The sequence below is a fragment of the Thermus arciformis genome (assembly GCF_900102145.1).
GTDB lineage: Bacteria > Deinococcota > Deinococci > Deinococcales > Thermaceae > Thermus > Thermus arciformis.
Map to the genome: position 1 here is coordinate 1 of NZ_FNBC01000021.1, position 21,561 is coordinate 21,561.

At 69.9% G+C, this 21,561-nt stretch carries 25 protein-coding genes, 1 other RNA gene and 2 pseudogenes; 6 read left to right on the forward strand and 22 right to left on the reverse strand.

What is annotated here, in order from left to right:
- Window positions 1-344 (forward strand): annotated as a pseudogene (locus BLP62_RS08240) (IS982 family transposase); the annotation flags it as partial.
- A gap of 60 nt (window positions 345-404) precedes the next feature.
- Here BLP62_RS08240 and BLP62_RS08245 read toward each other — a convergent pair.
- The 21 genes and pseudogenes from BLP62_RS08245 to rnpB form a co-directional block, all read right to left on the reverse strand.
- Window positions 405-833: pseudogene (locus BLP62_RS08245) on the reverse strand (YeeE/YedE thiosulfate transporter family protein); the annotation flags it as partial.
- Window positions 834-980: 147 nt separating this feature from the next.
- Window positions 981-1,535, reverse strand: coding sequence for a DOMON domain-containing protein (locus BLP62_RS08250; RefSeq protein ID WP_093007703.1), 555 nt, complete (start codon window positions 1,533-1,535; stop codon window positions 981-983).
- A gap of 11 nt (window positions 1,536-1,546) precedes the next feature.
- Window positions 1,547-1,990 carry a hypothetical protein gene (locus BLP62_RS08255; protein WP_093007637.1) on the reverse strand — a complete coding sequence of 148 codons (444 nt, stop codon included), beginning with the start codon at window positions 1,988-1,990 and terminating at the stop codon, window positions 1,547-1,549.
- Between the two features lie 10 nt (window positions 1,991-2,000).
- The gene (locus BLP62_RS08260; RefSeq protein ID WP_093007639.1) at window positions 2,001-2,438 is read right to left on the reverse strand and encodes a hypothetical protein; all 438 of its coding nucleotides are present in this window, start codon (window positions 2,436-2,438) and stop codon (window positions 2,001-2,003) included.
- A gap of 70 nt (window positions 2,439-2,508) precedes the next feature.
- Window positions 2,509-3,009 carry a crossover junction endodeoxyribonuclease RuvC gene (locus tag BLP62_RS08265; RefSeq protein ID WP_093007705.1) on the reverse strand — a complete coding sequence of 167 codons (501 nt, stop codon included), beginning with the start codon at window positions 3,007-3,009 and terminating at the stop codon, window positions 2,509-2,511.
- Between the two features lie 27 nt (window positions 3,010-3,036).
- Entirely contained in the window at window positions 3,037-4,092 is a 1,056-nt protein-coding gene (ftsZ, locus tag BLP62_RS08270; RefSeq protein ID WP_093007641.1) for a cell division protein FtsZ, read from the reverse strand.
- Window positions 4,093-4,103: 11 nt separating this feature from the next.
- The gene (gene ftsA, locus BLP62_RS08275; RefSeq protein WP_093007643.1) at window positions 4,104-5,348 is read right to left on the reverse strand and encodes a cell division protein FtsA; all 1,245 of its coding nucleotides are present in this window, start codon (window positions 5,346-5,348) and stop codon (window positions 4,104-4,106) included.
- A complete protein-coding gene (locus tag BLP62_RS08280) occupies window positions 5,345-5,959 on the reverse strand; it encodes an FtsQ-type POTRA domain-containing protein (protein WP_093007645.1) in 615 nt (204 codons plus the stop codon). The genes ftsA and BLP62_RS08280 overlap by 4 nt, the downstream gene beginning before the upstream one ends.
- Complete coding sequence (locus tag BLP62_RS08285; protein WP_093007647.1) at window positions 5,941-6,738, reverse strand: UDP-N-acetylmuramate dehydrogenase; 798 nt, start codon at window positions 6,736-6,738, stop codon at window positions 5,941-5,943. Before BLP62_RS08285 ends, BLP62_RS08280 begins: the two co-directional genes overlap by 19 nt.
- On the reverse strand, window positions 6,728-8,068 hold the full coding sequence (gene murC / locus BLP62_RS08290; RefSeq protein WP_093007649.1) for a UDP-N-acetylmuramate--L-alanine ligase: 1,341 nt from the start codon (window positions 8,066-8,068) through the stop codon (window positions 6,728-6,730). Before murC ends, BLP62_RS08285 begins: the two co-directional genes overlap by 11 nt.
- A complete protein-coding gene (locus tag BLP62_RS08295) occupies window positions 8,065-9,084 on the reverse strand; it encodes a UDP-N-acetylglucosamine--N-acetylmuramyl-(pentapeptide) pyrophosphoryl-undecaprenol N-acetylglucosamine transferase (RefSeq protein WP_093007651.1) in 1,020 nt (339 codons plus the stop codon). Before BLP62_RS08295 ends, murC begins: the two co-directional genes overlap by 4 nt.
- Complete coding sequence (locus BLP62_RS08300) at window positions 9,072-10,130, reverse strand: FtsW/RodA/SpoVE family cell cycle protein (RefSeq protein ID WP_093007653.1); 1,059 nt, start codon at window positions 10,128-10,130, stop codon at window positions 9,072-9,074. Before BLP62_RS08300 ends, BLP62_RS08295 begins: the two co-directional genes overlap by 13 nt.
- The gene (locus BLP62_RS08305) at window positions 10,109-11,362 is read right to left on the reverse strand and encodes a Mur ligase family protein (RefSeq protein ID WP_093007655.1); all 1,254 of its coding nucleotides are present in this window, start codon (window positions 11,360-11,362) and stop codon (window positions 10,109-10,111) included. Before BLP62_RS08305 ends, BLP62_RS08300 begins: the two co-directional genes overlap by 22 nt.
- Window positions 11,359-12,210: a phospho-N-acetylmuramoyl-pentapeptide-transferase gene (locus BLP62_RS08310; RefSeq protein WP_093007657.1), complete on the reverse strand. Its 852-nt coding sequence runs from the start codon at window positions 12,208-12,210 to the stop codon at window positions 11,359-11,361. The genes BLP62_RS08305 and BLP62_RS08310 overlap by 4 nt, the downstream gene beginning before the upstream one ends.
- Window positions 12,201-12,938, reverse strand: coding sequence for a hypothetical protein (locus BLP62_RS08315; protein ID WP_241374215.1), 738 nt, complete (start codon window positions 12,936-12,938; stop codon window positions 12,201-12,203). Before BLP62_RS08315 ends, BLP62_RS08310 begins: the two co-directional genes overlap by 10 nt.
- Window positions 12,926-14,236: a UDP-N-acetylmuramoyl-tripeptide--D-alanyl-D-alanine ligase gene (locus BLP62_RS08320; RefSeq protein ID WP_093007659.1), complete on the reverse strand. Its 1,311-nt coding sequence runs from the start codon at window positions 14,234-14,236 to the stop codon at window positions 12,926-12,928. The genes BLP62_RS08315 and BLP62_RS08320 overlap by 13 nt, the downstream gene beginning before the upstream one ends.
- On the reverse strand, window positions 14,220-15,518 hold the full coding sequence (locus tag BLP62_RS08325) for a peptidoglycan D,D-transpeptidase FtsI family protein (protein ID WP_277621312.1): 1,299 nt from the start codon (window positions 15,516-15,518) through the stop codon (window positions 14,220-14,222). The genes BLP62_RS08320 and BLP62_RS08325 overlap by 17 nt, the downstream gene beginning before the upstream one ends.
- Window positions 15,519-15,535: 17 nt before the next feature.
- Entirely contained in the window at window positions 15,536-15,781 is a 246-nt protein-coding gene (locus BLP62_RS08330; RefSeq protein ID WP_093007661.1) for a hypothetical protein, read from the reverse strand.
- The gene (rsmH, locus tag BLP62_RS08335; protein ID WP_093007663.1) at window positions 15,778-16,638 is read right to left on the reverse strand and encodes a 16S rRNA (cytosine(1402)-N(4))-methyltransferase RsmH; all 861 of its coding nucleotides are present in this window, start codon (window positions 16,636-16,638) and stop codon (window positions 15,778-15,780) included. Before rsmH ends, BLP62_RS08330 begins: the two co-directional genes overlap by 4 nt.
- 6 nt (window positions 16,639-16,644) lie before the next feature.
- Complete coding sequence (mraZ, locus tag BLP62_RS08340) at window positions 16,645-17,079, reverse strand: division/cell wall cluster transcriptional repressor MraZ (protein WP_054638370.1); 435 nt, start codon at window positions 17,077-17,079, stop codon at window positions 16,645-16,647.
- A 190-nt stretch (window positions 17,080-17,269) separates the two neighbouring features.
- Window positions 17,270-17,638: RNase P RNA component class A (gene rnpB, locus BLP62_RS08345), an RNA gene on the reverse strand.
- A 43-nt stretch (window positions 17,639-17,681) separates the two neighbouring features.
- Here rnpB and BLP62_RS13765 point away from each other — a divergent pair.
- From BLP62_RS13765 to BLP62_RS08355, 3 genes are all read left to right on the forward strand, one after another.
- Window positions 17,682-17,855 carry a hypothetical protein gene (locus BLP62_RS13765; RefSeq protein ID WP_176758172.1) on the forward strand — a complete coding sequence of 58 codons (174 nt, stop codon included), beginning with the start codon at window positions 17,682-17,684 and terminating at the stop codon, window positions 17,853-17,855.
- 78 nt (window positions 17,856-17,933) lie between these two features.
- Entirely contained in the window at window positions 17,934-18,149 is a 216-nt protein-coding gene (gene rpmE / locus BLP62_RS08350; RefSeq protein ID WP_093007665.1) for a 50S ribosomal protein L31, read from the forward strand.
- A gap of 81 nt (window positions 18,150-18,230) precedes the next feature.
- Window positions 18,231-18,809, forward strand: a complete 579-nt coding sequence (locus BLP62_RS08355; RefSeq protein ID WP_093007667.1) for a thymidine kinase — start codon at window positions 18,231-18,233, stop codon at window positions 18,807-18,809.
- Here BLP62_RS08355 and BLP62_RS08360 read toward each other — a convergent pair.
- The gene (locus tag BLP62_RS08360) at window positions 18,803-19,210 is read right to left on the reverse strand and encodes an Hsp20/alpha crystallin family protein (protein WP_093007669.1); all 408 of its coding nucleotides are present in this window, start codon (window positions 19,208-19,210) and stop codon (window positions 18,803-18,805) included. The genes BLP62_RS08355 and BLP62_RS08360 overlap by 7 nt on opposite strands.
- 18 nt (window positions 19,211-19,228) lie before the next feature.
- On the opposite strand from BLP62_RS08360, the gene miaA reads away from it, so the two are divergent.
- Together miaA and gatA are read left to right on the forward strand one after the other, a co-directional pair.
- On the forward strand, window positions 19,229-20,137 hold the full coding sequence (gene miaA, locus BLP62_RS08365; protein ID WP_093007671.1) for a tRNA (adenosine(37)-N6)-dimethylallyltransferase MiaA: 909 nt from the start codon (window positions 19,229-19,231) through the stop codon (window positions 20,135-20,137).
- A 7-nt stretch (window positions 20,138-20,144) separates the two neighbouring features.
- A complete protein-coding gene (gene gatA / locus BLP62_RS08370; RefSeq protein WP_093007673.1) occupies window positions 20,145-21,560 on the forward strand; it encodes an Asp-tRNA(Asn)/Glu-tRNA(Gln) amidotransferase subunit GatA in 1,416 nt (471 codons plus the stop codon).
- Window position 21,561 lies beyond the last annotated feature (1 nt).

The window sequence follows — 21,561 nt, forward strand, 5'->3', positions numbered from 1 at the left end:
TCCACGACCTCGCTTCGCTTCTCCTCCTTCCCCTGGACCTTCCCGAGGGGGCGGAGCTCTACCTGGACCGGGGGTACGAGAGCCATCTGTACGAGGACCTCCTCCGGGAGGCCCAGGAGGTTGTTCCCATGGTCATCCGCAGGAGGAACAGCCGGCGGTATCTCCCTTGGATGCAGTACCTGGCCATCGTGGGGCGGAGGGTGGTGGAGACGGTGGGGAGCATGCTCCATCACCTCTTCCCCAGGCGCATCCACGCCGTGACCCAGGAGGGTTTCGTCATCAAAGTTCTCACCTTCGTCCTGGCCCATAACATCAGTCTCCTGACCCAGAAGATGGCTGGGTAGCAACTTGGGTAGGTGGTAGACCCCGAGGAGGGAGCCCGCCATGAAGCCCAGGAGCACTAAAAGCCCCCGGGTGTCCCCGCTTCCCGTGTGGTAGAGGGTCCCCGAGGCGCACCCGTCCCCAAGCTGCATGCCCACCCCGAAGAGGAAGGCCCCCACCGCCAGGGCCACCCCTAGGGGCACCAGGAAGCCCTGGACCGGGAGGCCGAAGGCCTCGCCCTCCTTCAGGAAGGGGAAGAAGAAGAGGGCCGTGAGGGCGAAGAGGAGGAAGTGGGCCCTTAGGAGGCGGCTTTCCCCGGCGAGGAGGAAGCGGCGGAACCCCGAGGCGAAGCCGAACTTGGCGTGAAAGAGGGTGAGCCCCAGGAGGACCGCCACCCAGAAGGCGAGGAGGAGCCGTGGGCCGGAGGCCTGGTAAACCAGGTGGGAAAGGACCGCAAAGCCAAGGGCGAAGAGCCCTAGGGCTAGGGGTTGGGGTCTCGCCGACCGCTCCATGCCCCCATATTACCCATGAGTCTAGTAAAGTCAAGGGTATAAGGTCCGCGCCGAGAAAAGGTTGATTCCGCAACACGGGTGGCCCGAAATAAGGCTTGGGAAGGTCCTTTTGGGGCCCCCACCGCGGCGAAAGCCGCGGTGGGGTACTTAGAAGGCGAAGTCCTCCACGTACCAGCGCTCCGTCTTCTTGTGCTCCTCCTTGGGGTCCATCTTGTCCGCGTGGGCCAGCATGAGGATAAGCTTCCTACCAGGAACGATCTCCACGTCGGTGGCCTCGCCGGTCTTGAGCTTGCGGCTGAACTCCGCCGTCCACTTGCCCCCTTCGTAGGTGGCGGCGAAGGCCAGAATGGAGTTCTTCCCCCCCTCTTTCTCGTCGGGCACCGGGGCCCCGGTGCGCTTCACCTGGTAGAGGTCCAAGGCCACGGGCTTGCCGTCTTCCACGTAGAAGAGGTACTGGTCTGCCCCCTTCTTCTTGTCCGTCTTCTCGGCCAGGAAGCCGAGGCCGATCCACCCCTTGCTCTCGCCCTCGAGGGCCAGGTAGAGGGTGTCCCCCACCACGCTCCAGTGGAGGACGAACCCGCTCTTTTCGTGCTTGTAGGTCTTGGCGTACTCCCCCGGGGCGATCTTGCCGTCCACCTTTGGGGCCTGGGCCAAGGCGAAGCCGAGGGCCAAGGCCAGAAGACCGAAGAGCGCTTTTCTCATGCTTCCCTCCTTCACTCCCTTATCGTTATTCCCACCACGAAGGCCACGGCGCCCACGTGGGTATGGGCCAAAGCCGCCAAGACGGGCCGGCTTCCCTTGAAGGCCTCGAGGAAGCCGGAAAGGGTCCACAGGCTGACCTCGGCGTCCTGGGCGTTCCAAAGGAGGTGGAAGTAGGCCCCGGCGATTCCCGTGGCCACGGAGACCAGCATCCAGAGGAGGAAGGGGTAGCGCACCCACTTCCCCCGGTGGAAGAACATGAGGAGGGTCAGGGGAAACCCCACCAGGGACACGAAAAAGGGGATCTTGCTCTGCCAGCTCTCCGTCCAGTGGTCCAGCACCCAGTGCTCCATGCCGTAGAAGACAAAGCCCACCATGGCGATGAGGAGGAAGGCGGCCCGAAGAAACTCCAGTAGGCGCTCCTCCTCCGTCTTGGCGCGGATCAAGGCTTCAATCATCCTTCCCCTCCTACCTGGCCCGGTAGATGGCCAAAAGCCCCGTGACCCCCATGTGGGTGAAGGCCAAAGCGGCCAGGACGGGGCGGCTTCCCGCCACGGCCTCCATCGCCGCTTCAAACTCCCAGCTCACCTCCCCTTCAAAGTTCCAAAGCACGTGGAAATAGGCGCCCAGCACCCCCGTCAGGACGGAGGCCCACATGGTGAGGATGAAGGCCCAGCGCACCCATGGGGTCTTGCGGTCAAAGAGCACCCACAGGGTGAGGACAAACCCGGGCACGGCCACGAAAAAGGGGATCTTGCTCTGCCAGCTCTCCGTCCAGTGGTCCAAGAGGAGGAGCTCCACCGGGTACATGACCCACCCCACCAGGCAGAGGAGGAGCATCGCCAGCCGGATGAACTCCAAGGCCCACTGGGTTGGGTTCTCTGCGCTCCTGAAGGCCCGTAGCATGCATCACCTCCTTACCCCTAACAGCACCATAACACCCGTATCCGGGGAGGTTTGTCCCTCTGGGCTTTCTTTAGAGGGGTTTTCCCGCCCCCATCCGGGCAAAGGAGGCGTGGGTGAGGGCGATGGCTAAGGCGTCCGCCAGGTGGCTGGGCTTGGGGGTTTCCTTCAGGCCCAAGATCCCCCGCACCATGAGGGCCACCTCCTCCTTGCCCGCGTGGCCGTGCCCGGCCAGGGCCTGCTTCACCTGCATGGGGCCGTAGGCGTAGACCCTCACCCCCGCCTCAAAGGCCGCCACCAGCACCGCCCCCAGGGCCCAGCCCACCTTGTAGGCCAGCTCGTTTTGCCGGTAGAAGTACTGCTCCTCCACCGCCAAGGCCTCCGGGCGGAAGCGGAGGAGGGCTTCCCGCACCCGGGCGTGGATCCGCCCCACCCGCTCCTGGGCGGGCTCCTGGGGGGAGGTCTTCACCACCTCCCCGTGGAGGAGCCGGGCCTTGAGGGCCCCCTTGCCCTCCACCGCCACCACCCCGAGGCCCAGGTGGGTGATGCCGGGGTCTATCCCGGCCACCACCATGGGCCCGGAGGGCGTGGGCATGGGGGATCAGTTGCCCCTTCGGGGGGGCAGGTCGGCGTCCCCGTAGCGGATGAAGGCGGGGATGTCAAAGTTGTAGGGGTCGGCGTGGGTGGGGAAGTCCAGGGGCCGGGGGGGCCTCGGCACCACGGTGCTCTCCCCGAAGCCCGCGGCGATGAGGATCACCCGGAGCTCGTCCTGGGCGCGCTCGTCGTAGGTCACCCCGTAGAGGATGTCCACCTCCTCGTGGCCCGTGGCCTCGCGGATCCTCTCCACCACCTCCGCGGCCTCCATGAGGGAGAGGTCTTCCGAGCCCACCACGTTGAGGAGGAGCCGCTTCGCCCCCTCAATGGAGCGCTCCAGGAGGGGGCTGTGGGTGGCGGACCTCGCGGCCTCCTCCACCCGGTTTTCCCCGCGGCCCGCCCCGATGCCCATGAGCACCTGGCCCGCCCCCTCCAGGAGGGCCTTGACGTCGGCGAAGTCCACGTTGATGAGGCCGGGGAGGTTGATGACGTCGGTGATGCCCTTTACCCCGTGGTAGAGGACGCGGTCGGCGATGAGGAAGGCGTCCTTGAGGCTCATCTTCTTGTCCACCGCCGAGAGGAGGCGGTCGTTCTGGACCACCACCATGGCGTCCACCCGTTCCTTCAGCCGCTTGATCCCCTCCTCGGCCGCCTTGAGGCGCTTCGGGCCCTCAAAGCTGAAGGGGCGGCTCACCACGGCCACCGCCAAGGCCCCCAGGCGCTTGGCGATCTCGGCCACCACCGGGGCGCTTCCCGTGCCGGTGCCCCCGCCCATCCCCGCGGTGATGAAGACCAGGTCGGCCCCCTCCAGGGCCTCGGCGATGAGGTCTTCGGCCTCGAGGGCCGCCTTCTCCCCGATCTCCGGGTTGGCCCCGGCGCCAAGCCCCCGGGTGAGCCTCTCCCCCAGCTGGATGCGGACGTCGGCCAGGCTCTTGGCCAGCACCTGGGCGTCGGTGTTGGCGGCGATGAACTCCACCCCGGAAAGCCCCGCCTCAATCATGCGGTTCACCGCGTTGTTCCCCGCGCCCCCGAGGCCGATGACCTTGATGACGGCTCCTTGCATCTTCCCCCTCCTCAAAAGAGGTTGCTGAGGATCTCCTTGATCCTGGCCCAGATCCCTTCGCCCCGCGTCCCTTCTTCCCGCTTCTCCTTGCGCTCCCGCCCCCGGCGGGCCTCGGGGGCGCGCGCCGGGAGGGTGGCCCCGTAGCGCACCAGCCCCACGGCGGTGGCGTGGGCGGGGGTGGCCACCACGTCGGTGAGGCCGGAGATCCCGTGGGGCTTGCCCAGGCGCACGGGAAGGCCGTACTGCTGCCGGGCCAGGAGGTCAAAGCCCCTCAGGAGGGCGCTTCCCCCGGTGAGGACCACCCGGTTGACCCGCACCTCCAAAGGCCCCAAGGCCTCGTCCACCGACTGGCGGGCCAGGTGGAGGATCTCCCGGAGCCTCGGCCGGATGATGCGGGCGAGCTCCGGGGCCGGGACCTCTCCCAAGGAGCCCCCTTCCTGGTTGATCTCCAGGACGAGCTCGGGGTCGGCGAGCTCCGGCAAGGCGGCCCCGTACTTCTTCTTCACCCGCTCCGCCTCCTCAAAGGGGAGCTTCAGGAGCTGGGCGATGTCCTGGGTCACGTGGTCCCCCCCCAAGGGGAGGACGGCGGAGTGGGCCAGGCGCCCCTCCCGGAAGACGGCCACGTCCGTGGTGCCCCCGCCCACGTCCAGGACCAGGACGTTCATCTGCTCCTCCTCGGGGAGGAGGGTTCCGAGGCCGCTCGCCAGGGTCTGGGCCACCAGGGCGTCCACGGCAAGCCCGGCGTCTTCCACCGCCCGGCGCAGGTTGGCCAAGGGCCCCCGCCCCGCCGCCACCAGGTGGACGTCCACCTCGAGGCGCACCCCCGCCATGCCCACGGGGTCCCGGATGCCCTCCTGCCCGTCCACCTTGAACTCCAGGGGCAAGGCGTGGAGGAGTTCCAGCTCGGCGTCAAAGGGGTAGGCCTTGGCCTGCTCAATGGCCCGCTCCACGTCGGCCTGGGCGATGCTCTGCCCCCGGCGGATGGCGGCCAGGCCGTGGCTGGTGACGCTTTTTAGGTGGGGGCCGCCCACCCCCAGCACCACCCGTTCCACCGCGACCCCCGCCACCCGTTCCGCCTGGTGGAGGCTTTGGCGGATGGCCTCGGTGGTGCGCTCCAGGTTGACCACCACCCCCCGCTTGAGCCCCTGGGAGGGGACGGTGCCTTCCCCGATGATGTCCAAGACGCCATCGGGAGCGAGCTCCCCGATGACGGTGGTGACCTTGCTGGTGCCAACGTCCAATCCGGCGATAATCATGGGCCTACGCTCACCCCCCAAGAATACAGGTAAATCCGGCCTTCCCGCAAAGGGGACCCTGCTTGGGCATACTCTAGCAGAAGCCGGGCCTTCGGGGCAAAGAGGACGCCGCCCTCCACCTCCACCCAGTAGCCCGCGGGGGTGTACCTGAGCCTCTTGGCCTTGGGGAAGGCCTGGGCCAGGGCCAGGAGGTCCGCCTTGGGCAGGGGGCCCCGTCCCTCCACCCTGGGCCCCGGGGCCCAGGGCGCCCCCCCCGGGAGGAGGGTGCCGTCCTTGGCCAGGGCGGAGCCGTCCGGAAGGGGCAAAAAGGGTTCCCGCTCCTTAAGGACGAGCCGCACCGCGCCCGGCCTCGGCTTTTCCAGGCGGACTTCTTCCAGCCAGGGGTCTTGCCGAAGGGGGGAAAGCCGAGAAGGCCCCACCCAGAGCCAAGCCTCCCCGGGGTAAAGGCCCACGCGGGCGAGGATCGCCTCCTTTTGGAGGTGCTTTAGGCCCACCACCTCCACCTCCTCCACGGGGAAGAGGACCAGGCTTCCCACGTAGAGGGTGGCGAGGAGGAGGAGGGCCAGGAGGACCTTGAGCAGCCCCGCGCCTTTCACGGCCACACCTCCCACTCCAGCTCCAAGGGAAGCTCCTCCTGGATGCGCCGGACGAGCTCCAGCACGTCCTTGGCCGTGGCCTGCCCCAGGTTGACGATGAAGTTGCCGTGCTCCGGGGCCACCATGGCGTCCCCCACCCTGAGGCCCTTGAACCCCCTTTCGTCTATGAGCCTGCCCGCGGACTGCCCCGGGGGGTTTTTGAAGGCGCACCCCGCGCTTTTCCGCTTGGGCTGGCCCTTGCGGGCGGCGTCCACCTCGGCCATCCTCCTTCGGATCTCCTCCGGAGGGCGCTCCTTGAGCCTGAGCCTCACCCGGGTGACGATGCCCCCTGGGGGGAGCCGGCTCGTGCGGTAGCCGAAGCCGAGCTCCGCCGGGGTGTAGAGGTGGAAGGCCCCGTCGTGGAAGATCTCCACCGCCTCCAAGGCGTCCGCCATCTCCCCGAAGCGGGTCCCGGCGTTCATCTTCACCGCCCCGCCCACCTGGGCCGGGATGCCGAGAAGCCCCTCCAGCCCGGAAAGCCCCGCCCGGGCCGCCTCCTGTACCAAAAGGGGGAGGAGCACCCCCGCCCCCACCCAGCCCTTTAGGTCGTAGGTCTGAAATTCTCCGGCCAGGCGGATCACCCGCTCGGGCACGCCCTCGTCCATCACGAGCAGATTGGAGCCGTTTCCTAAAACCCGGTAAGGGGCCTCCGTGGCCCGCCCAAGCTCCTCCCGGGTCTCCACGGTCCAGACCTCCGCCGGCCCCCCCACCCCCAGGGTGGTGAGGTCCTTGAGAAGCACCCGCTCAACCCTCATGGGCGAGCCTCCAGGCGAGCTCCGTCACGTCCCCCGCCCCTAGGGTAAGCCAGAGGTCTTCCGGGGCGGCCGTGTCCCGGGCGTAGGCCAAGGCCTCCTCCTTGCCCAGGAGGCGGGCCGCCACGCCCTTTTGGCGAAGCCCCTCGGCGATCCTCGCGCTCAGCTCCTCGGGGGAGGCCTCCCCCTTTTCCCCGGCGGTGTAGGTGGGCAGGACCACCACCTCCTGGGCCAGGGCCAGGGCCTCCACGAACTCGGGCCAGAGGGCCTGGGTGCGGAGGAGGCGGTGGGGCTGGAAGAGGACCCGGATCCGCCTCCCCAGGGGCTTGGCCGCCTCGAGGGTGGCCCGCACCTCCGTGGGGTGGTGGGCGTAGTCGTCCACCACCCAGGCCCCCCGCACCTCCCCCACCCGCTGGAAGCGCCGCCCCACCCCGGGGAAGCGGGCGAGGCCCTCCAGAATGGCCTCCGCCTCCACCCCCAGGGCCAAGGCGGCCAGGGCGGCGGCCAGGGCGTTTTGCACGTTGTGCCGCCCCGGCACCTGGAGGACCGCTTCCCCCAGGGGCCTTCCCTCCAGCGTCAGGAGGAAGCGGCTTCCCGTGGGCCCAAACTCTACCCCCACGGCCTGGAGCTCCCCCCCTTCCCCGAAGGTCCTCCGGGGAAGCCCCCGGGAAAGCTCCTCCAGGAGGGGGTCGGAGGCGGGGACCACCGCGAGCCTGGCCTTCTCCAGGAAGCCCCGGAGGGCGGCCTTCAGCTCGCCGAAGCTTCCGTGGTAGTTGGGGGCCTTCTTGCCGGGAGGGGCCACGTGGTCGGCCTCGAGGTTGGTGGCCACGGCCACCTCCACCCGCACCTCCTGGAAGAGGGGGTCGGACTCGTCCACCTCCGCCAGCCGGGGACCCAGGCCGTAGCGGGCGTTCCCGGGGAGGAGGGAAAGCTCCCCCCCGAGGAGGACCCAGGGGTCCAGCCCCGCGGCGAGGAGGATGCTGGCCAGCATCCCCGTGGTGGTGGTCTTGCCGTGGGTCCCCGTGACCCCCAAGGAGGGCCTTCCCTCTAGGAGCCGGGCTAAAAGCTCCATGCGCCTTAAGACCCTCAGGCCCCGCTCCCTGGCGGCCGCCACCTCCGGGTGGTCCAGGGGGACGGGGGTGGGGACCACCAGGGTGTCCTCGTCGCCCAGGTGGGCGGGGTCGTGGCCCGCGTGGACCGGCACCCCCAGGGCCCGCGCCCGCTTGCCGGGGGCGAGGTCGCACCCCGTCACCCCCACCCCCTCCGCCAGGAGGAGGCGGGCCAAGGCGCTCATCCCCACCCCTTCTATGCCCATGATGTGCACCCGCTTCATAGGAACTCCTCCAGCCAATCTGCCAGGCGGCCCGCCGCCCCTTCCGGGGAGAGGCGGCCCATGGCCTCCCGGTAGGGTTCGGGGTTTTGGAGCATGGCCTCCACCTGCTGGGCGAGCCGGGCGTAGTCCCCGAGCCGGGCGGCCCCGGCCTTTTCGTAGGCCCGGGCGTTCGCCCGCTGGGCCCCCCCGTCCAGGCTTTGGGGAAGGGGGAAGAGGAGGGCGGGGAGGCGGTGGAAGGCGGCCTCCGCCAGGGTGCCCGCCCCGGCCCGGGCGAGGAGGAGGTCGGCGGCGCTCATGGCCAAGGGGGCCTCCACGAAGCCCCGGATGCGGTAGGCCTCCTCCTCCAGGTGGCGGTAGCGCTCCACCCACCGCTCCCCCACCTGGTGGAGGACGGGAAGGCCCAGGGGCTTGAGGAGGGGAGGGAGCTTCTCGTTGAGCTCGAGGCTCCCCTGGCTTCCCCCGAGGACCAGGAGGAGGGGCTTTTTAGGGTCAAAGCCCAGGCGCGCCTTGGCCTCCTCCTTGGGGTAGCGGACCTCCCGCACCGGGTAGCCCACCACCCGGGCCTTGGCCCCAAGCCTTGGGGGAAGGGAAAGGGGGACGCTCAGGGCGAGGCCTCGGCTCAAGGGGACGAGGAGCTTCACCGCCAGGCCCAGCTTGGCGTTTTGCTCGTGGAGGAGGACGGGAACCCCCTGGAGCTCGGCCACGAAGGCCCCGGGGAAGCCCGCGTACCCCCCGGTGGAGAGCACCGCCTTGGGCCGCCTCGCCTTCAGCACCGCCCGGGCGACCCCGAGGCCCTGAAGGAGCCGCCAGGCCTCCCCTGGACGGAAGGCGCTCCGGTCCAGCTTGCCCGCGGGGATGAGGGCGTGGGGGAGGGGGGTCTTGGGGAGGAGGCGGGCCTCGAGGCCTTCTTGGGCCCCCAGGTAGAAGACCTCGTGCCCCCGCCGCCTCAGCTCCTCGGCCACGGCCAGGGCGGGGAAGAGGTGCCCCCCGGTGCCGCCCCCCGTCAGGAGGACCATCGCTTCGCCTCCTTTCGCCTCGCCTCCTGGGCCAGGCTGAGGAGGAGGCCCAGGGCGAGGCCCGAGACCAATAGGGAGCTTCCCCCGTAGGAGACGAGGGGCAGGGGGATCCCGGTGACGGGGAGGAAGCCCAGGGTGACCCCGATGTTCAAGGCGGCCTGGAAGGTGAGGTAGAGGGTGAGGCCCAAGGCCACCAGGCCCTCCGCCCCCTGGAGCCTCAGGGCCAGGTTCAGGCCCCGGAGGAAGAGGAGGCCGTAGAGAAGGAGCACCATGAGCCCCCCAAGCCAGCCCGTGGCGAAGACCACGCTGGCGAAGACCATGTCGTTGTGGGCCTCGGGCAGGTGGGGAAGGCTTCCCCCGGGCCCCTGGCCCAAGGGCCCCCCCAGGAGGATGGCCTTCTGGGCCTGGAGGACCTGGTAGGCCGCCTCCTCCGGCCGGGCCTCCCCCCGCAGGTAGCCCAGGAAGCCGCTGAAGCGCTCGGAGACGTAGCGGAAGCGGTTCAGGTAGGCCCCGGAGAAGGGAGCGAGGACCAGTAGCCCCGCCAGGCCGATGGCCAAAAGCCGCCGCCAGGGCACCCCGGCCAGGACGAAGAGGGAGGCCCCGAGGAGGAAGAGGAAGACGGCGGTGGCGAAGTCGGGCTCCACCAGCACCAGGCCCACGGTGCCCCCCACGAGGAGGGCGGGGCCCAGGATGGGGTAGTCCTCCCCCCTGCGCCCCACGAAGGAGGCCAGGTAGAGGACGAGGCTCACCTTGGCGAGCTCCGAGGGCTGGAAGGCCAACGGCCCCAGGTCAAACCAGCGCCGCACCCCATAGGGCCCGCTCCCCACCAGGAGGACCAGGGCCAAGAGGAAGAGGTTCCCAAGAAGAAGCCAAAGGGCGTGGCGCAGGAGGAACCTGACGGAGAGGAGGCTACCCCCCAAGAGGGCGAGGAGGGCCAGGCCCACCCGCAAGAGGTGTTCCTCCAGAAGGCCAGGCTCCGCCACCTCCACCCCCAAAAGGCCGAAGGTGAGGAGGAGAAGCCCGCTTAGGAGGAAGATGGGGTCCAAGGCTCACCTCCCAAGGAGAAGACCGCCTCGCGGAAGGCCTGGGCGCGGTCCTTGTAGTCGCGGAACTGGTCAAAGCTCGCCGCGAGGGGGGCCAGGAGGACGCTTCCTTCCTCCAGACGCTTTAGGGCCTCGGCCACCGCCCGCCTCAGGGCCTCCCGCCCGTCCTTTTCCCCGATGGCCACCACCTCCACCCCCTCCCCCAGGGCCTCGGCCATGCGGGGGCCGTCCCGGCCGATGGCGAGGACCACCCGCACCCGGGGGAGGAGGGCCCTTAGGCTTTCCAGGTCCGCCCCCTTGTCCTCTCCCCCCAGGATCCAGGCGATGGGGGCGGGGGCGGCCTTAAGGGCCTGGGCCACGGAGGCGGTGCGGGTGGCGATGGAGTCGTCAATGAAGACCACCTTGCCCTTGCGGGCGAAGACCTGGAAGCGGTGGGGGGGCTCGGGGAGGGTCTTTAGGCTCTCCCGGAGGGCCTTGGGGTCCAGGGGCTTCCCCAGGAGGTCCAGGTAGGCCTGGGTGGCCTTCAGGGCGGCCTCGAGGTTGGTCTTTTGGGGGCTTTCCCGGGGCAGGAAGGGGTAGGGCCGGGCGGGGCTTCCCTGGGCCGCCTCCCGCACCTTGGGGTCTTTGGCGTTGTAGACCAGGGCGTCTTCCGGGGTGAGGTTGTTCAGGAGGTTGAGCTTGGCCCTGTGGTAGGCCTCGAGGCTCCCGTGGCGGTCCAGGTGGTCCACCCCCAGGTTCAGGAGGACCGCCACCCGGGGGCGGAAGGCGTGGACCCTTTCCAGCTGGAAGCTGGAGAGCTCGGCCACGGCCACCTCGGCCTCGTCCACCACCGCCACCAAGGGGGGGTCCACGTTCCCCCCTTCCAGGGCTCTAAGCCCCTGGCCCCGGAGGAGGTGGGCGGTGAAGAGGGTGGTGGAGGTCTTCCCCGCGGTGCCCGTGACGCCCACGATGGGGGTCTGGGAAAGCCGGTAGGCCAGCTCGGCCTCCCCCAGGACCAGGGCCCCCTTTTGCCGAAGTTTTTCCAGATTTGGGTGCCCTAGGGGCACCCCGGGGGCGGCCACCACTTCTTCATAGACGCCTTCCAGCTCCCAGTCGGGGGCGAAGCCCAGCTCCAGGGCCTCCCTCACCTCCTCCTCCTTGGGGCGGTCGTCGTAGAAGCGCGCCTGGAGCCCCCGCTTCCTGAGGAAGCGGAGCACCCCCAGGCCGCTCCTTCCCAGGCCGTAGACCAGGATCACGCCCCACCTCCGAAGGCGAGGGCCGTGGCCAAGGCGGTGAGGAGGGCGAAGCGGAAGACGATCTTGGCCTCCTCCCACCCCGAAAGCTCCAGGTGGTGGTGGAGGGGGCTCATCCTGAAGAGCCTCTTCCCCGTGCGGCGGAAGTGGAGGACCTGGGCCACCACGGAGAGGACCTCCAGCACCGGCACGATGGCCGCCAGGGGCAAAAGCCAAAGCTTCCCCGTGAGGACGAAAAGCCCGGCCACCATGGCCCCCAGGGCCTGGCTTCCCGTGTCCCCCATGAAGACCTTGGCCCGGGGGGCGTTGTGCCAGAGGAACCCCAGGACCCCCCCGAGGAGGGCCTGCGCCAGGGGGTAAGGGTAGAAGGGCAGGAGGAGCACCGCGGTCACCGAGGCCAGAAGCCCGTCCAGGCCGTCGGTGAAGTTGAAGGCGTTGGCCGCCCCCACCACGGCCAGGAGGATCAGGAGGACGTCCAGGAGGGGCCAGGGGGTGTAGGCCACCTGGCGCGCGGCCCAGAGGGCGAAGACCAGGCCCATGAGCCCCTGCAGAACGAGCTTCTCCCGGGCCCTCAGGGGCCTCGCCAGGCTTCCCGAGAGGTCGTCCAAAAGCCCCAGGAGGGCGAAGCCGAGGCCCAGGAGCCAGAGGCCCAAGAGGCCGTCCTTGCCCAGGGCCAGGTAGGCGAGGAAAGCGGCGAGGAGGAAGGCCACCCCGCCCATGCTGGGGGTGCCCTCCTTGGCCAGGTGGCTTTGGGGCCCGTCGGGGCGCACCCTCTTCCCCAGGCCAAGCCCCCTCATGAGGGAGATCCAGACCGCGGTGAGAAACCAGGAGAGGACCAGGGCTAGGGCCATACCGCCTCCTTGCAGCGCACCGCCCTCTCGGGCACCAGGTAGACCTCCTCCCCGAAGGCGGCGAAATCCTGGGCCTCGGCCAGGGGCCGCGCCCCCTCGAGGCCCACCAGGTAAACCTTATCCAAAAGGGCCACCACCCCGCAGGCCCCCGCCTGGGCCTTGCGGGCGGGGTGGGGAAGGGGGTAGCGGGGGCCTTCCGGGTAGAAGAGGACCTCCTCCCCCAGGGCCACCACCCGGCCCTCCCAGGCCACCACCTGGCGGAAGCCCCCCGCCTTAAGGCGCCGCCCCTCCCGGTAGAGGCCCCGGCCGTCCACGTGGTAGAGCCCTTCCTCCATGAGGAGGGCATCCAGGGCGGAATAGGGGTAAAGGCCCTCCTCCGTCCAGATGGCCCCCTCCAGCCCCACCACGGGCCTGGGGCTTGCCCGCAGGAAGCGGGGCACCCCGGGGAGGGGGAGGCTTTTTAGGCCGCCTTCTTCGTAGACCAGAAGCTGATAGGGGTAGGCGGCGTAGAGGGCCTTCTCGTCCGCGTCCAGGAAGAGGGGCGTCCCCGGCAGGGCCACCGCGAAGCGGCCCGAGACCACCCCCCCTTGGGCGAAGCCCCCGGGGTAGGGGAGGAGGGGAGCCTGGCCCGCCAGGGGGGCGCAGGCCGCGAGGGCGAGGGCCAGGCCCCACCCCAGGCGGGCCTGCGCCTGTTGCGGAACCCAAGCGCGGCCGCTTAGCCTTCCCATAGGTCCAGGATCCTTTCCAGGCCCAGGGCCCTGGAGGCCTTCAGGTACACCAGATCCCCCGGGGCCACCCGGGCCTTGAGCCAGAGGAGGGCCTCCTCCAGGCCCTCCGCCGCCTCCCCCCCAAGGGCGGCCTGGGCCTTGGCGTAGGCCCCCAGGTAAAGGGGCTTTAGGCCCAGGCGGGCCGCCTCCTCGGCCACCTCGAGGTGGAGCCTTTCCCCGAGGTCGCCGAGCTCCCGCATCTCCCCAAGCACCGCCCACTTGCGCCCGGGCTGGGCGGCAAGCCACCTCAGGCCCGCCTTCACCGAGAGGGGGTTGGCGTTGTAGGCGTCGTGGAGAAAGACCACGCCCCCCACCTCCCGCCTCTCCATGCGCCCAGGGGGCAGGACCAGCCGGGAAAGCCTCTCCGCCACGGCCTCCACCTCCTCCCCAAGGAGCTCCGCCACCGCCAAGGCGGCCAGGGCCCCCAAGGCCGGGCCCAGGCCGGGGTAGGGGACCTGGACCCTAAGCCCGCGGTAGCGGAAGCGGCTTTCCCCGGGCAAAAGCTCCAGGGCTTCCCCCCGGAAGCTCGCCTCCCCGAAGCCGTAGGTGGGCCAGTTCCCCTTGTGGCCCAAGCCCTCCAGGACCTCCCGGGCCTGGAGGCTCACCAGGGCCTCCGGGGCCTGGAGGAGGCCGGCCTCCTCCCGCACCACGCCCTCGAGGTCCCCGAAGGCCAGGAGGTGCTCCTCCCCCAAGGCGGTGAGGACGGCGAGGTGGGGACGGCTGAGCTCCATGAGCTCCGCCATCTCCCCCACCCGGTCCACCCCGAGCTCCACCACCGCCCCGGAGGCTTCAGGGGAAAGGCGCAGGAAGAAGCGGGCCAGGGGGGGAGCGGTGTTCTGGTTGCCGGAAGGGGCGGGGAAGCCCAGGCCCTGGGCCAGGGCTTCCTTGGTGGTGGTCTTGCCCGTGCTCCCGCCCACGGCCACCACCTTCCCCGGGAAAAGCTCCCTTAGGGCCCGCCCGAGCCGCACCAGGGCCCTAGGGGTGTCCGCCACCTCCACCGTGGCCGCTCCCGGGCGGTCGGAGAGGACCAGGCGGGCCCCCTTGGCCAGGGCCTCCTGGGCGTAGAGGCGCCCGTGGGTACGGCTTCCGGGAAGGGCCACGAAGAGGAACCCCGGGCCCACCGCGCGGCTATCCCAGTGGAGGTCGGCCACCCTTCCGCCCCCCGGGTGGAGCCTCCCCCCCGTGGCCGCGGCCACCCACTCCGGCGTTACTTCCCTAACTTGCGCATCTTGCACCACGACCTCACCGCCCTTCAGCATAGGGGGGGATTCCCGCGTAGGCCAAGAGGCCCGCGGCCACCTCCCGGAAGATGGGGGCGGCCACCAGACTCCCGTGGATCTCCCCCTTGGGGTGGTGAACGGCCACCACCACGGTGTACCGGGGGGCGTCCCCGGGGACGAACCCGGCGAACCAGGCGGTGAAGACCTCCTTGGAGTAGCGGCCCCGGACCACCACCTGGGCGGTGCCCGTCTTCCCCGCCAAGGGGTAGCCGGGGAGGGCGGCCCTGGGGGCCAGGGCCTCTTCCAGGGCTTGGCGGACGGCCCTGGCCGTTTCCGGGGAGAAGACCCGCTCCTCCCTGGCCTCCTGGCCCTGGAAGAGGCGGGGGGTGCGGTAGACCCCGTCCACCAGGGTGGCGAAGGCCGCCGCCAGGTGGAGGGGCGTGACGAGGAAGCCTTGGCCGAAGGTGTGGTTGGCGTAGCTGGCCCGGCTCCACTCCTCCGGGGGCCGGACCAGGGGCGAGGCGGTGCGCACCCCCGGGAGGGGGCTTTTGCCAGTGAGGCGAAGCTTTTCCATATAGCGATAGAAGGTTTCCTTGGGGATGCGCTCCGAAAGAAGGCTGATCCCCACGTTAGAGGAGTACTTGAGCACCTCGGTGAGGGTGAGCCGGGGAGGGTGGGGCACGGCGTCGCGGATGGTCCACCCCTCCACCTTCCGCCACATGGGGGCCTCCACCGGGGTGGAAAGGCGGGCGGCCCCCTCCTCCAGGAGCATGGCGGCGGTGAGGGCCTTCATGGTGGAGCCGGGCTCCAGGGCCACCAAGAAGGCGTGGTTCCGCCAGGAGAGGTCTTTCTCCGGGTCCTTGCGCGGGGCCATGGGGTCAAAGGCCGGGCCGTTGGCCACGGCCAGAAGCCTCCCTTCCCGGTCCAGGACGAGGAGGGTGGCGAAGTCCCCTTGGCTCCTTTCCAGCCCCTTCCAAAGGGCCCGCTCCGCCAGAGCCTGGACCCAGGGGTCCAGGGTGAGGGTGAAGGAGCGTCCTTCGGAAAGGGCCGCGTTCAGGTCGCGCTCCAGCCCTTCCAAGCCCCGCCCGGAGGCCCGCTCCCCGAAGCCGATGAGCTGGCTTGCGCTTTTCCCCAGGGGGTAGTGCCGCTCCTCCCCCAGGGTCACCGCCAGGGGGGTGCCGTCCATGGCGTAGAGGTTCCCCCGGGGAAGGGCCGGGGGAGGGGGCGGGGGGGCTGGCCGTGGCCCCCGGCTCACCAGGGCGTAGACCCCGAGGACCAGGAGGACCAGGTAAAAGCCCATCCCCACGAAAATCCAAGGCATCCGGTTAGCGCCTGCGGTCACCGCGCCCACCTCCCCTGGCTCAGGGGGATAAACCCTTCCCGCTCCGCCCACTCCAGCACCCGGTGGGGCTGGCTTAGCCGCCAGGTTTCCTTAAGGAGGGCGTTCTCCTCGGCCCGAAGGCGCTCCAGGCGGGCTTCCATCTGGGCGAGGCGCGCCCTTTCCAGCTGGTTGCGGTGGCCGAAGGCGAGGAGGAGCAGGAGGGCCAGGAGGTAAAGGAGGCCGAACCGCAGGGCGCTTTTCACGAGGCCTCCTTCTCCGCGGCCCGGAGCTTGGCGCTCCGGGCCCGGGGGTTTTTGGCCACCTCCTCGGGGGAGGGAAGCACGGGTTTTTTGGTGAGCACCTTGAGGCCGCTTGCCCTCAGGAACCGCTTCACCAACCGGTCCTCGAGGGAATGGAAGGCGATGACCACAAGCCGCCCCCCGGGAGCGAGGACCTCGGCGGCCTGGGCGAGAAACTCCTCCAGGGCCCCAAGCTCGTCGTTCACGTACATGCGCAGGGCCTGGAAGGTCTTGCGGGCCGGATGCCCCGCCTTGCGGAAGCCCACCGCCTGGCGGACGATCTCCGCAAGCTCCGTGGTGGTCTCAATGGGCTTCTTCTTCCGGGCCGCCACGATGGCCTGGGCGATGCGGTAGGCCTCCCTTTCCTCCCCGAGGTCCCTTAGAAGGCGGTAAAGCGCCTCCAGGGGAAGGGTGTTGACCACCTCGGCGGCCCTGGGGCCCTCCTCCCCCATGCGCATGTCCAGGGGGCCTTCCCTCTGGTAGCTGAAGCCCCGCCTGGGGTCTTCCAGGTGGAAGCTGGAGACCCCGAGGTCGGCGAGAATCCCCGCCACCCGTTCCACCCCCGCCTGGCGGAGCACCTCCTTGAGGCGGCGGAAGTTGGCCTGGTAGACCTGGAGGCCCGGAAGCCCCAAGGCCCGGGCCCGGGCCACGGCCTCGGGGTCCTGGTCCAGCCCCAAAACCCGCCCCCCCCGCTCCAGGATGCCCCGGGCGTGGCCCGCGCCTCCCAGGGTGGCGTCCACGTACACCTTGCCGGGTTCCACCTTGAGGAAATCCAGGGCTTCCTGGTAAAGGACGGGAACGTGCTGGGTGATGTGTTCCATAAATACCTACCCAATAAGCCCCTTGAGGGCCTCGGGGGCTGGCGGATGGCGCATGATCTCCTCAATGGTCTTCCACCAGCGCTCCTGGCTCCAAATCTCCAGCCTGCCTGGGGCCCCGGCCACCACCACCTCCCCCCCCTCCTGGAGCCCAGCGAACTGCCGCAGGGGAGGGGGGATCAGGACCCGGCTGGCGTTGTCCATCCGGGTCTTGTGGGCTCCCGAGTAGAAGAAGCGGACGAAGGCCCGGGCCTCGGCGTCGGTGAGGGGGAGGTTGACCAGCTGCTCCTCAATCTTGCGCCAGCGGTCGGAGGGGAAGACGTAAAGGCACCCCTCCATCCCCCGGGTGAGCACCAGGCCGTCTTCCAGGAAGTCCCGGAAGGGGGCGGGGATGACCACCCGCCCTTTGTCGTCCAGGCTGTACTGGTACTCGCCGAAGGGCATTTCCCACCCGCTCCCACCTTCGCCGGGCCACCCTCTGCCCTGATGGGGAGGTATGGGGCTTGCCCAGGAAGGCTTTTCGCGAGGAGTATACCACGTATTCCCCACAGATTTCCACTCCCTCCCACTTGTATCCCACTTACTTCCCACCCCTCGAGGCAAAGACCAACCCCCCGAGGGAAGCCTCGGGGGGGAGCCAGGGCAGGGGGTAAGCCGGGTTCTGTTTTCTGCGGTCATCTCTCTGGGACCGGTGTCGCCACCGGCCTCTAGCGGCCCATCCCGCAGGTTCTAACGGGCCGGGCAAGCCCTTCCTGCCTACCGGGCCTTGCACCGGGTGGGGTTTGCCGTGCCGCCCCTGTTTCCAGGAGGCGCGGTGGGCTCTTACCCCACCGTTTCACCCTTGCCCGCACCGGGGGAGGCCCCGGCCGCTGGCGGTCTCTTCTCTGTGGCACTTTCCGTCGGGTTACCCCGCCCAGCCGTTAGCTGGCACCCTGCCCTATGGTGCCCGGACTTTCCTCACCCGGAGGTTTGGGCCTCCGGGCGCGACCGCACCCCTGCCCTGGGGCGTTCACCATTCTAGCATGAACTGGGCCTAGGATGAAGGGGTGCGGGCTTTCCGGTCCACCCCCTGGGTTTTTCTGTTTTTGGCCCTTTTGGGGCTTGCGGTGCTGGGGCTGGTTTGGCTTTTGGCGGCGGTGGCCCTTTTGATCGGCCTTGGGTACGAGGCCTGGCAGAGAATCCGGGGCCCCCGTTGGCGGCGCCTTCCCCCGCCCCGGTAGGCCTTGCCTCTTGGGCTTTCCGCCTTTAGACTGGGTAGTGGTTTTCGCACGGCCAAGACCGTGCGGGAGGAGGCGAGCGTGAAGGAAGACATCCATCCCAAGCTGGTTCCCGCCCGCATCATCTGCGGTTGCGGCAACGTCATCCACACCTACTCGGTGAAGCCCGAGATCTACGTGGAGGTCTGCAGCAAGTGCCATCCCTTCTACACGGGCCAGCAGCGCTTCGTGGACACGGAGGGTAGGGTAGAGCGCTTCCAGCGCCGCTACGGGGACTCCTACCGCAAGGGGCGGTGACCCCACCGGGCGGGGGATGACCAAGGTTCGCTAGCCCTGGGGGCCTTAGGGCTCCCAGGTTGGCTTATTGTAGGGAAAACCATGCCCCCTATACTCCACCGCCAGGGTTGGATTGAGGTGATCGCCGGCCCCATGTTCTCCGGCAAGAGCGAGGAGCTCATCCGCCGGGTCAAACGGGCCCTCATCGCAAGGCAGCGGGTCTTGGTTTTCAAGCCCCGCTTAGACGACCGCTACCACCCCGCCCACGTGGTGAGCCACGACGGGGAGAGGGTGGAGGCCATCCCCGTGGAGAGCGCCCAGGAGATGGAGGCCCACCTGGACCCCCTGCCCCAGGTGGTGGCCGTGGACGAGGTGCAGTTCCTGGACCGGGGGCTCATCCCCCTGGTGGAGCGCCTGGCCCAAGGGGGGGTGAGGGTGATCCTGGCGGGCCTGGACCTGGACTTCCGGGGGGAGCCCTTTGGCCTCGTCCCCGAGCTCCTCGCCCGGGCGGAGTTCGTGGACAAGCTCACCGCCATCTGCCAAAGGTGCGGGGCCCCCGCCACCCGCACCCAGCGCCTGGTGGACGGAAAGCCCGCCCGCTACACCGACCCCGTGATCCTCGTGGGGGCGAAGGAGCGCTACGAGCCCCGGTGCCGGGCCTGCCACCAGGTGGTCTACTGAGCCAGGGGGAGGGGGGTGCCCTTGCGCTTCCGGAAGCGCACCTCCAGCACCCCCTGCCGCAGGCTCGCCTGGGCGGTGCCCTCCTCAATGGGGCCGGGGAGGTCCAGGGTGCGGCGGAAGGTGCCCATGGGCCTCTCCTCCAGGAGGTAGGTGCCGGGCCAGGGGTGGCGCACCCCCGCCAGGGTCACGCGGCTTCCCTCCTCCAAAAGCTCCAGGTCCTCGGGGCGAACCCCGGGGAGGTCCACCAAGAGGACGTAGTGGTCTTCTTCTTCCAGGAGGTCTATCCGAGGGGTCCAGGCGGCGGGCTCTTCGCCGGTGAGCTGGTAGGCCAGCTCGGCGATGCGCTCTTGCAGTTCTTTCAGCTTTCGCAGGGTCTCCAGGCGGTCCAGGCGTTCCAGCATGCCCTTAGCATAAGGGATGTGGAGGCGGTGCCGGTTCTCGCCGGGCCCACGGGGAGCGGGAAGACCCTTTTGGCCCTGCGCCTCGCCGAGGAGCTTCCCCTGGAGGTGGTCTCCGCCGACGCCACCATGGTCTACCGGGGGCTGGACATCGGCACGGACAAGCCCACGCCCGAGGAGCGGGCGAAAGCGCCCCACCACCTGGTGGACGTCCTCGAGCCCCACGAGGCCATGAGCGTGGCCCGCTTCCTCGCCCTGGCCGAGGAGGCCATTGCCCAGGTCCTCTCCCGGGGAAAGCTCCCCTTGGTGGTGGGGGGGACGGGCTACTACATCCGCGCCCTCTCCGAGGGGCTTCACGACCTCCCTCCGCCGGACCCCGGGGTCCAGGAGGCCCTGTGGGCGGAGCTTGAGGAACGGGGCCTTGAGGCCCTCCTCGCCGAGCTCGCCCGGGCGAGCCCCGAGGACGCCCACCGCGTGGGGAGAAACCCCAGGAGGCTCGTCCGGGCCCTGGAGGTCCTGAGGCGCACGGGCACCCCCCCGGCCCGGTTTCCCAAGAGGCCCCCCCGCTTCCGCTACAAGAAGCTCGTCCTCTGGCCCGACCGGGCCTGGCTTTTCCCGAGGCTGGAGGAACGGGCCAAGGCCCAGTTCGCCCGGGGGCTCGTGGAGGAGGTGCGGGGGCTCCTTGCCCGCTACCCCAGGATGCCCACCGCCCTCCAGGCCATCGGCTACAAGGAGGTGGTGGGCCACCTCTTGGGGGAGTACGGCCTGGAGGAGGCCCTAAGGCGGGACATCCGGGCGGTGAAGGCCTACGCCAAGAGGCAGTACACCTGGTTCCGCCACGAGCCCGGGGACGTGGTCTACCTGCCCCGGGGGGGCGAGGAGGCGTACACGGGCTTCCGGGACTGGCTTCGCCTCCACTTCGGGCTATAGTGGGGGCATGTTGGCCCACGAGATCCGCGCCCGCGTGGCCCGGGGGGAGGTTTCCCCCCTGGAGGTGGCCCAGGCCTACCTGAAGCGGGTCCAGGAGCTAGACCCAAGCCTCGGCGCCTTCCTCTCCTTAAACGAGAGGCTTTTGCAGGAGGCGGAAGGGGTGGACCCCCGGCTTCCCCTGGCGGGCCTCGTGGTGGCGGTGAAGGACAACATCGCCACCCGGGGCCTCCGCACCACGGCGGGAAGCCGCCTTCTGGAAAACTTCGTGCCCCCCTACGAGGCCACCGCGGTGGCGAGGCTTAGGGCCCTGGGCGCCCTGGTCCTGGGCAAGACCAACCTGGACGAGTTCGGCATGGGCTCCTCCACGGAGCACTCCGCCTTCTTCCCCACCAAGAACCCCTTTGACCCCCATAGGGTCCCCGGGGGCTCCAGCGGGGGAAGCGCCGCCGCCTTGGCCGCCGACCTCGCCCCCCTCGCCCTGGGTTCCGACACGGGGGGAAGCGTCCGGCAGCCCGCGGCCTTCTGCGGCGTCTACGGCCTCAAGCCCACCTACGGCCGGGTGAGCCGCTTCGGCCTCATCGCCTACGCCTCGAGCCTGGACCAGATCGGCCCCATGGCCCGCTCCGTGCGGGACCTCGCCCTCCTCATGGACGCCGTGGCCGGGCCCGACCCCCTGGACGCCACGAGCCTGGACCTCCCCCCCCGCTTCCAGGAGGCCCTGGAGGGGCCCCTTCCCCCCTTGCGCCTCGGGGTGGTGCGGGAGGCCCTCGCGGGGAATAGCCCCGGGGTGGAAAGGGCCCTGGAGGAGGCCCTTGAGGTCTTCCGGGGGCTTGGCCTTTCCCTGCGGGAGGTCTCCTGGCCCTCCCTCCCCCAGGCCCTCGCCGCCTACTACATCCTCGCCCCGGCGGAGGCGAGCTCCAACCTGGCCCGCTACGACGGCACCCTCTACGGGGTCCGGGCGGAGGGGGAGGAGGTGGAGGGGGTGCGCCAGGCCACCCGGGCCCGCTTCGGCCTCGAGGTGAAAAGGCGGGTCCTCGTGGGCACCTTCGTCCTCTCCAGCGGCTACTACGAGGCCTACTACGGCCGCGCCCAGGCCTTCCGCCGCCGCCTCAAGGCCGAGGCCCGGGCCCTCTTCCAGGAGGTGGACCTCCTCCTCCTCCCCACCACCCCCCACCCCGCCTTCCCTTTCGGGGCCCGGCGCGACCCCCTTTCCATGTACCGGGAGGACCTCTACACCGTGGGGGCGAACCTCGCGGGGCTTCCCGCCCTCTCCTTCCCCGCGGGGTTTGAGGGCCACCTGCCCGTGGGCCTCCAGCTCCTCGCCCCCTGGGGGGAGGACGAGAGGCTTCTTCGGGCGGCCCTCGCCTTTGAGGAGGCCACGGACCGCGCCTTCCTCCGCGCCCCTTTGGGGGAGGCCTTCTAGG

Excerpts from the sequence above, each read along its gene's own strand:
- BLP62_RS08250 (WP_093007703.1), bottom strand. The coding sequence starts at position 1,535 with ATGAGAAAAGCGCTCTTCGGTCTTCTGGCCTTGGCCCTCGGCTTCGCC.
- BLP62_RS08255 (WP_093007637.1), bottom strand. The coding sequence starts at position 1,990 with ATGATTGAAGCCTTGATCCGCGCCAAGACGGAGGAGGAGCGCCTACTG.
- BLP62_RS08260 (WP_093007639.1), bottom strand. The coding sequence starts at position 2,438 with ATGCTACGGGCCTTCAGGAGCGCAGAGAACCCAACCCAGTGGGCCTTG.
- BLP62_RS08265 (WP_093007705.1), bottom strand. The coding sequence starts at position 3,009 with ATGGTGGTGGCCGGGATAGACCCCGGCATCACCCACCTGGGCCTCGGG.
- ftsZ (WP_093007641.1), bottom strand. The coding sequence starts at position 4,092 with ATGCAAGGAGCCGTCATCAAGGTCATCGGCCTCGGGGGCGCGGGGAAC.
- ftsA (WP_093007643.1), bottom strand. The coding sequence starts at position 5,348 with ATGATTATCGCCGGATTGGACGTTGGCACCAGCAAGGTCACCACCGTC.
- BLP62_RS08285 (WP_093007647.1), bottom strand. The coding sequence starts at position 6,738 with ATGAGGGTTGAGCGGGTGCTTCTCAAGGACCTCACCACCCTGGGGGTG.
- murC (WP_093007649.1), bottom strand. The coding sequence starts at position 8,068 with ATGAAGCGGGTGCACATCATGGGCATAGAAGGGGTGGGGATGAGCGCC.
- BLP62_RS08295 (WP_093007651.1), bottom strand. The coding sequence starts at position 9,084 with ATGGTCCTCCTGACGGGGGGCGGCACCGGGGGGCACCTCTTCCCCGCC.
- BLP62_RS08310 (WP_093007657.1), bottom strand. The coding sequence starts at position 12,210 with ATGGCCCTAGCCCTGGTCCTCTCCTGGTTTCTCACCGCGGTCTGGATC.
- BLP62_RS08315 (WP_241374215.1), bottom strand. The coding sequence starts at position 12,938 with ATGGGAAGGCTAAGCGGCCGCGCTTGGGTTCCGCAACAGGCGCAGGCC.
- BLP62_RS08320 (WP_093007659.1), bottom strand. The coding sequence starts at position 14,236 with ATGCTGAAGGGCGGTGAGGTCGTGGTGCAAGATGCGCAAGTTAGGGAA.
- BLP62_RS08325 (WP_277621312.1), bottom strand. The coding sequence starts at position 15,518 with ATGCCTTGGATTTTCGTGGGGATGGGCTTTTACCTGGTCCTCCTGGTC.
- rsmH (WP_093007663.1), bottom strand. The coding sequence starts at position 16,638 with ATGGAACACATCACCCAGCACGTTCCCGTCCTTTACCAGGAAGCCCTG.
- mraZ (WP_054638370.1), bottom strand. The coding sequence starts at position 17,079 with ATGCCCTTCGGCGAGTACCAGTACAGCCTGGACGACAAAGGGCGGGTG.
- BLP62_RS08355 (WP_093007667.1), top strand. The coding sequence starts at position 18,231 with ATGCCCCCTATACTCCACCGCCAGGGTTGGATTGAGGTGATCGCCGGC.
- BLP62_RS08360 (WP_093007669.1), bottom strand. The coding sequence starts at position 19,210 with ATGCTGGAACGCCTGGACCGCCTGGAGACCCTGCGAAAGCTGAAAGAA.
- gatA (WP_093007673.1), top strand. The coding sequence starts at position 20,145 with ATGTTGGCCCACGAGATCCGCGCCCGCGTGGCCCGGGGGGAGGTTTCC.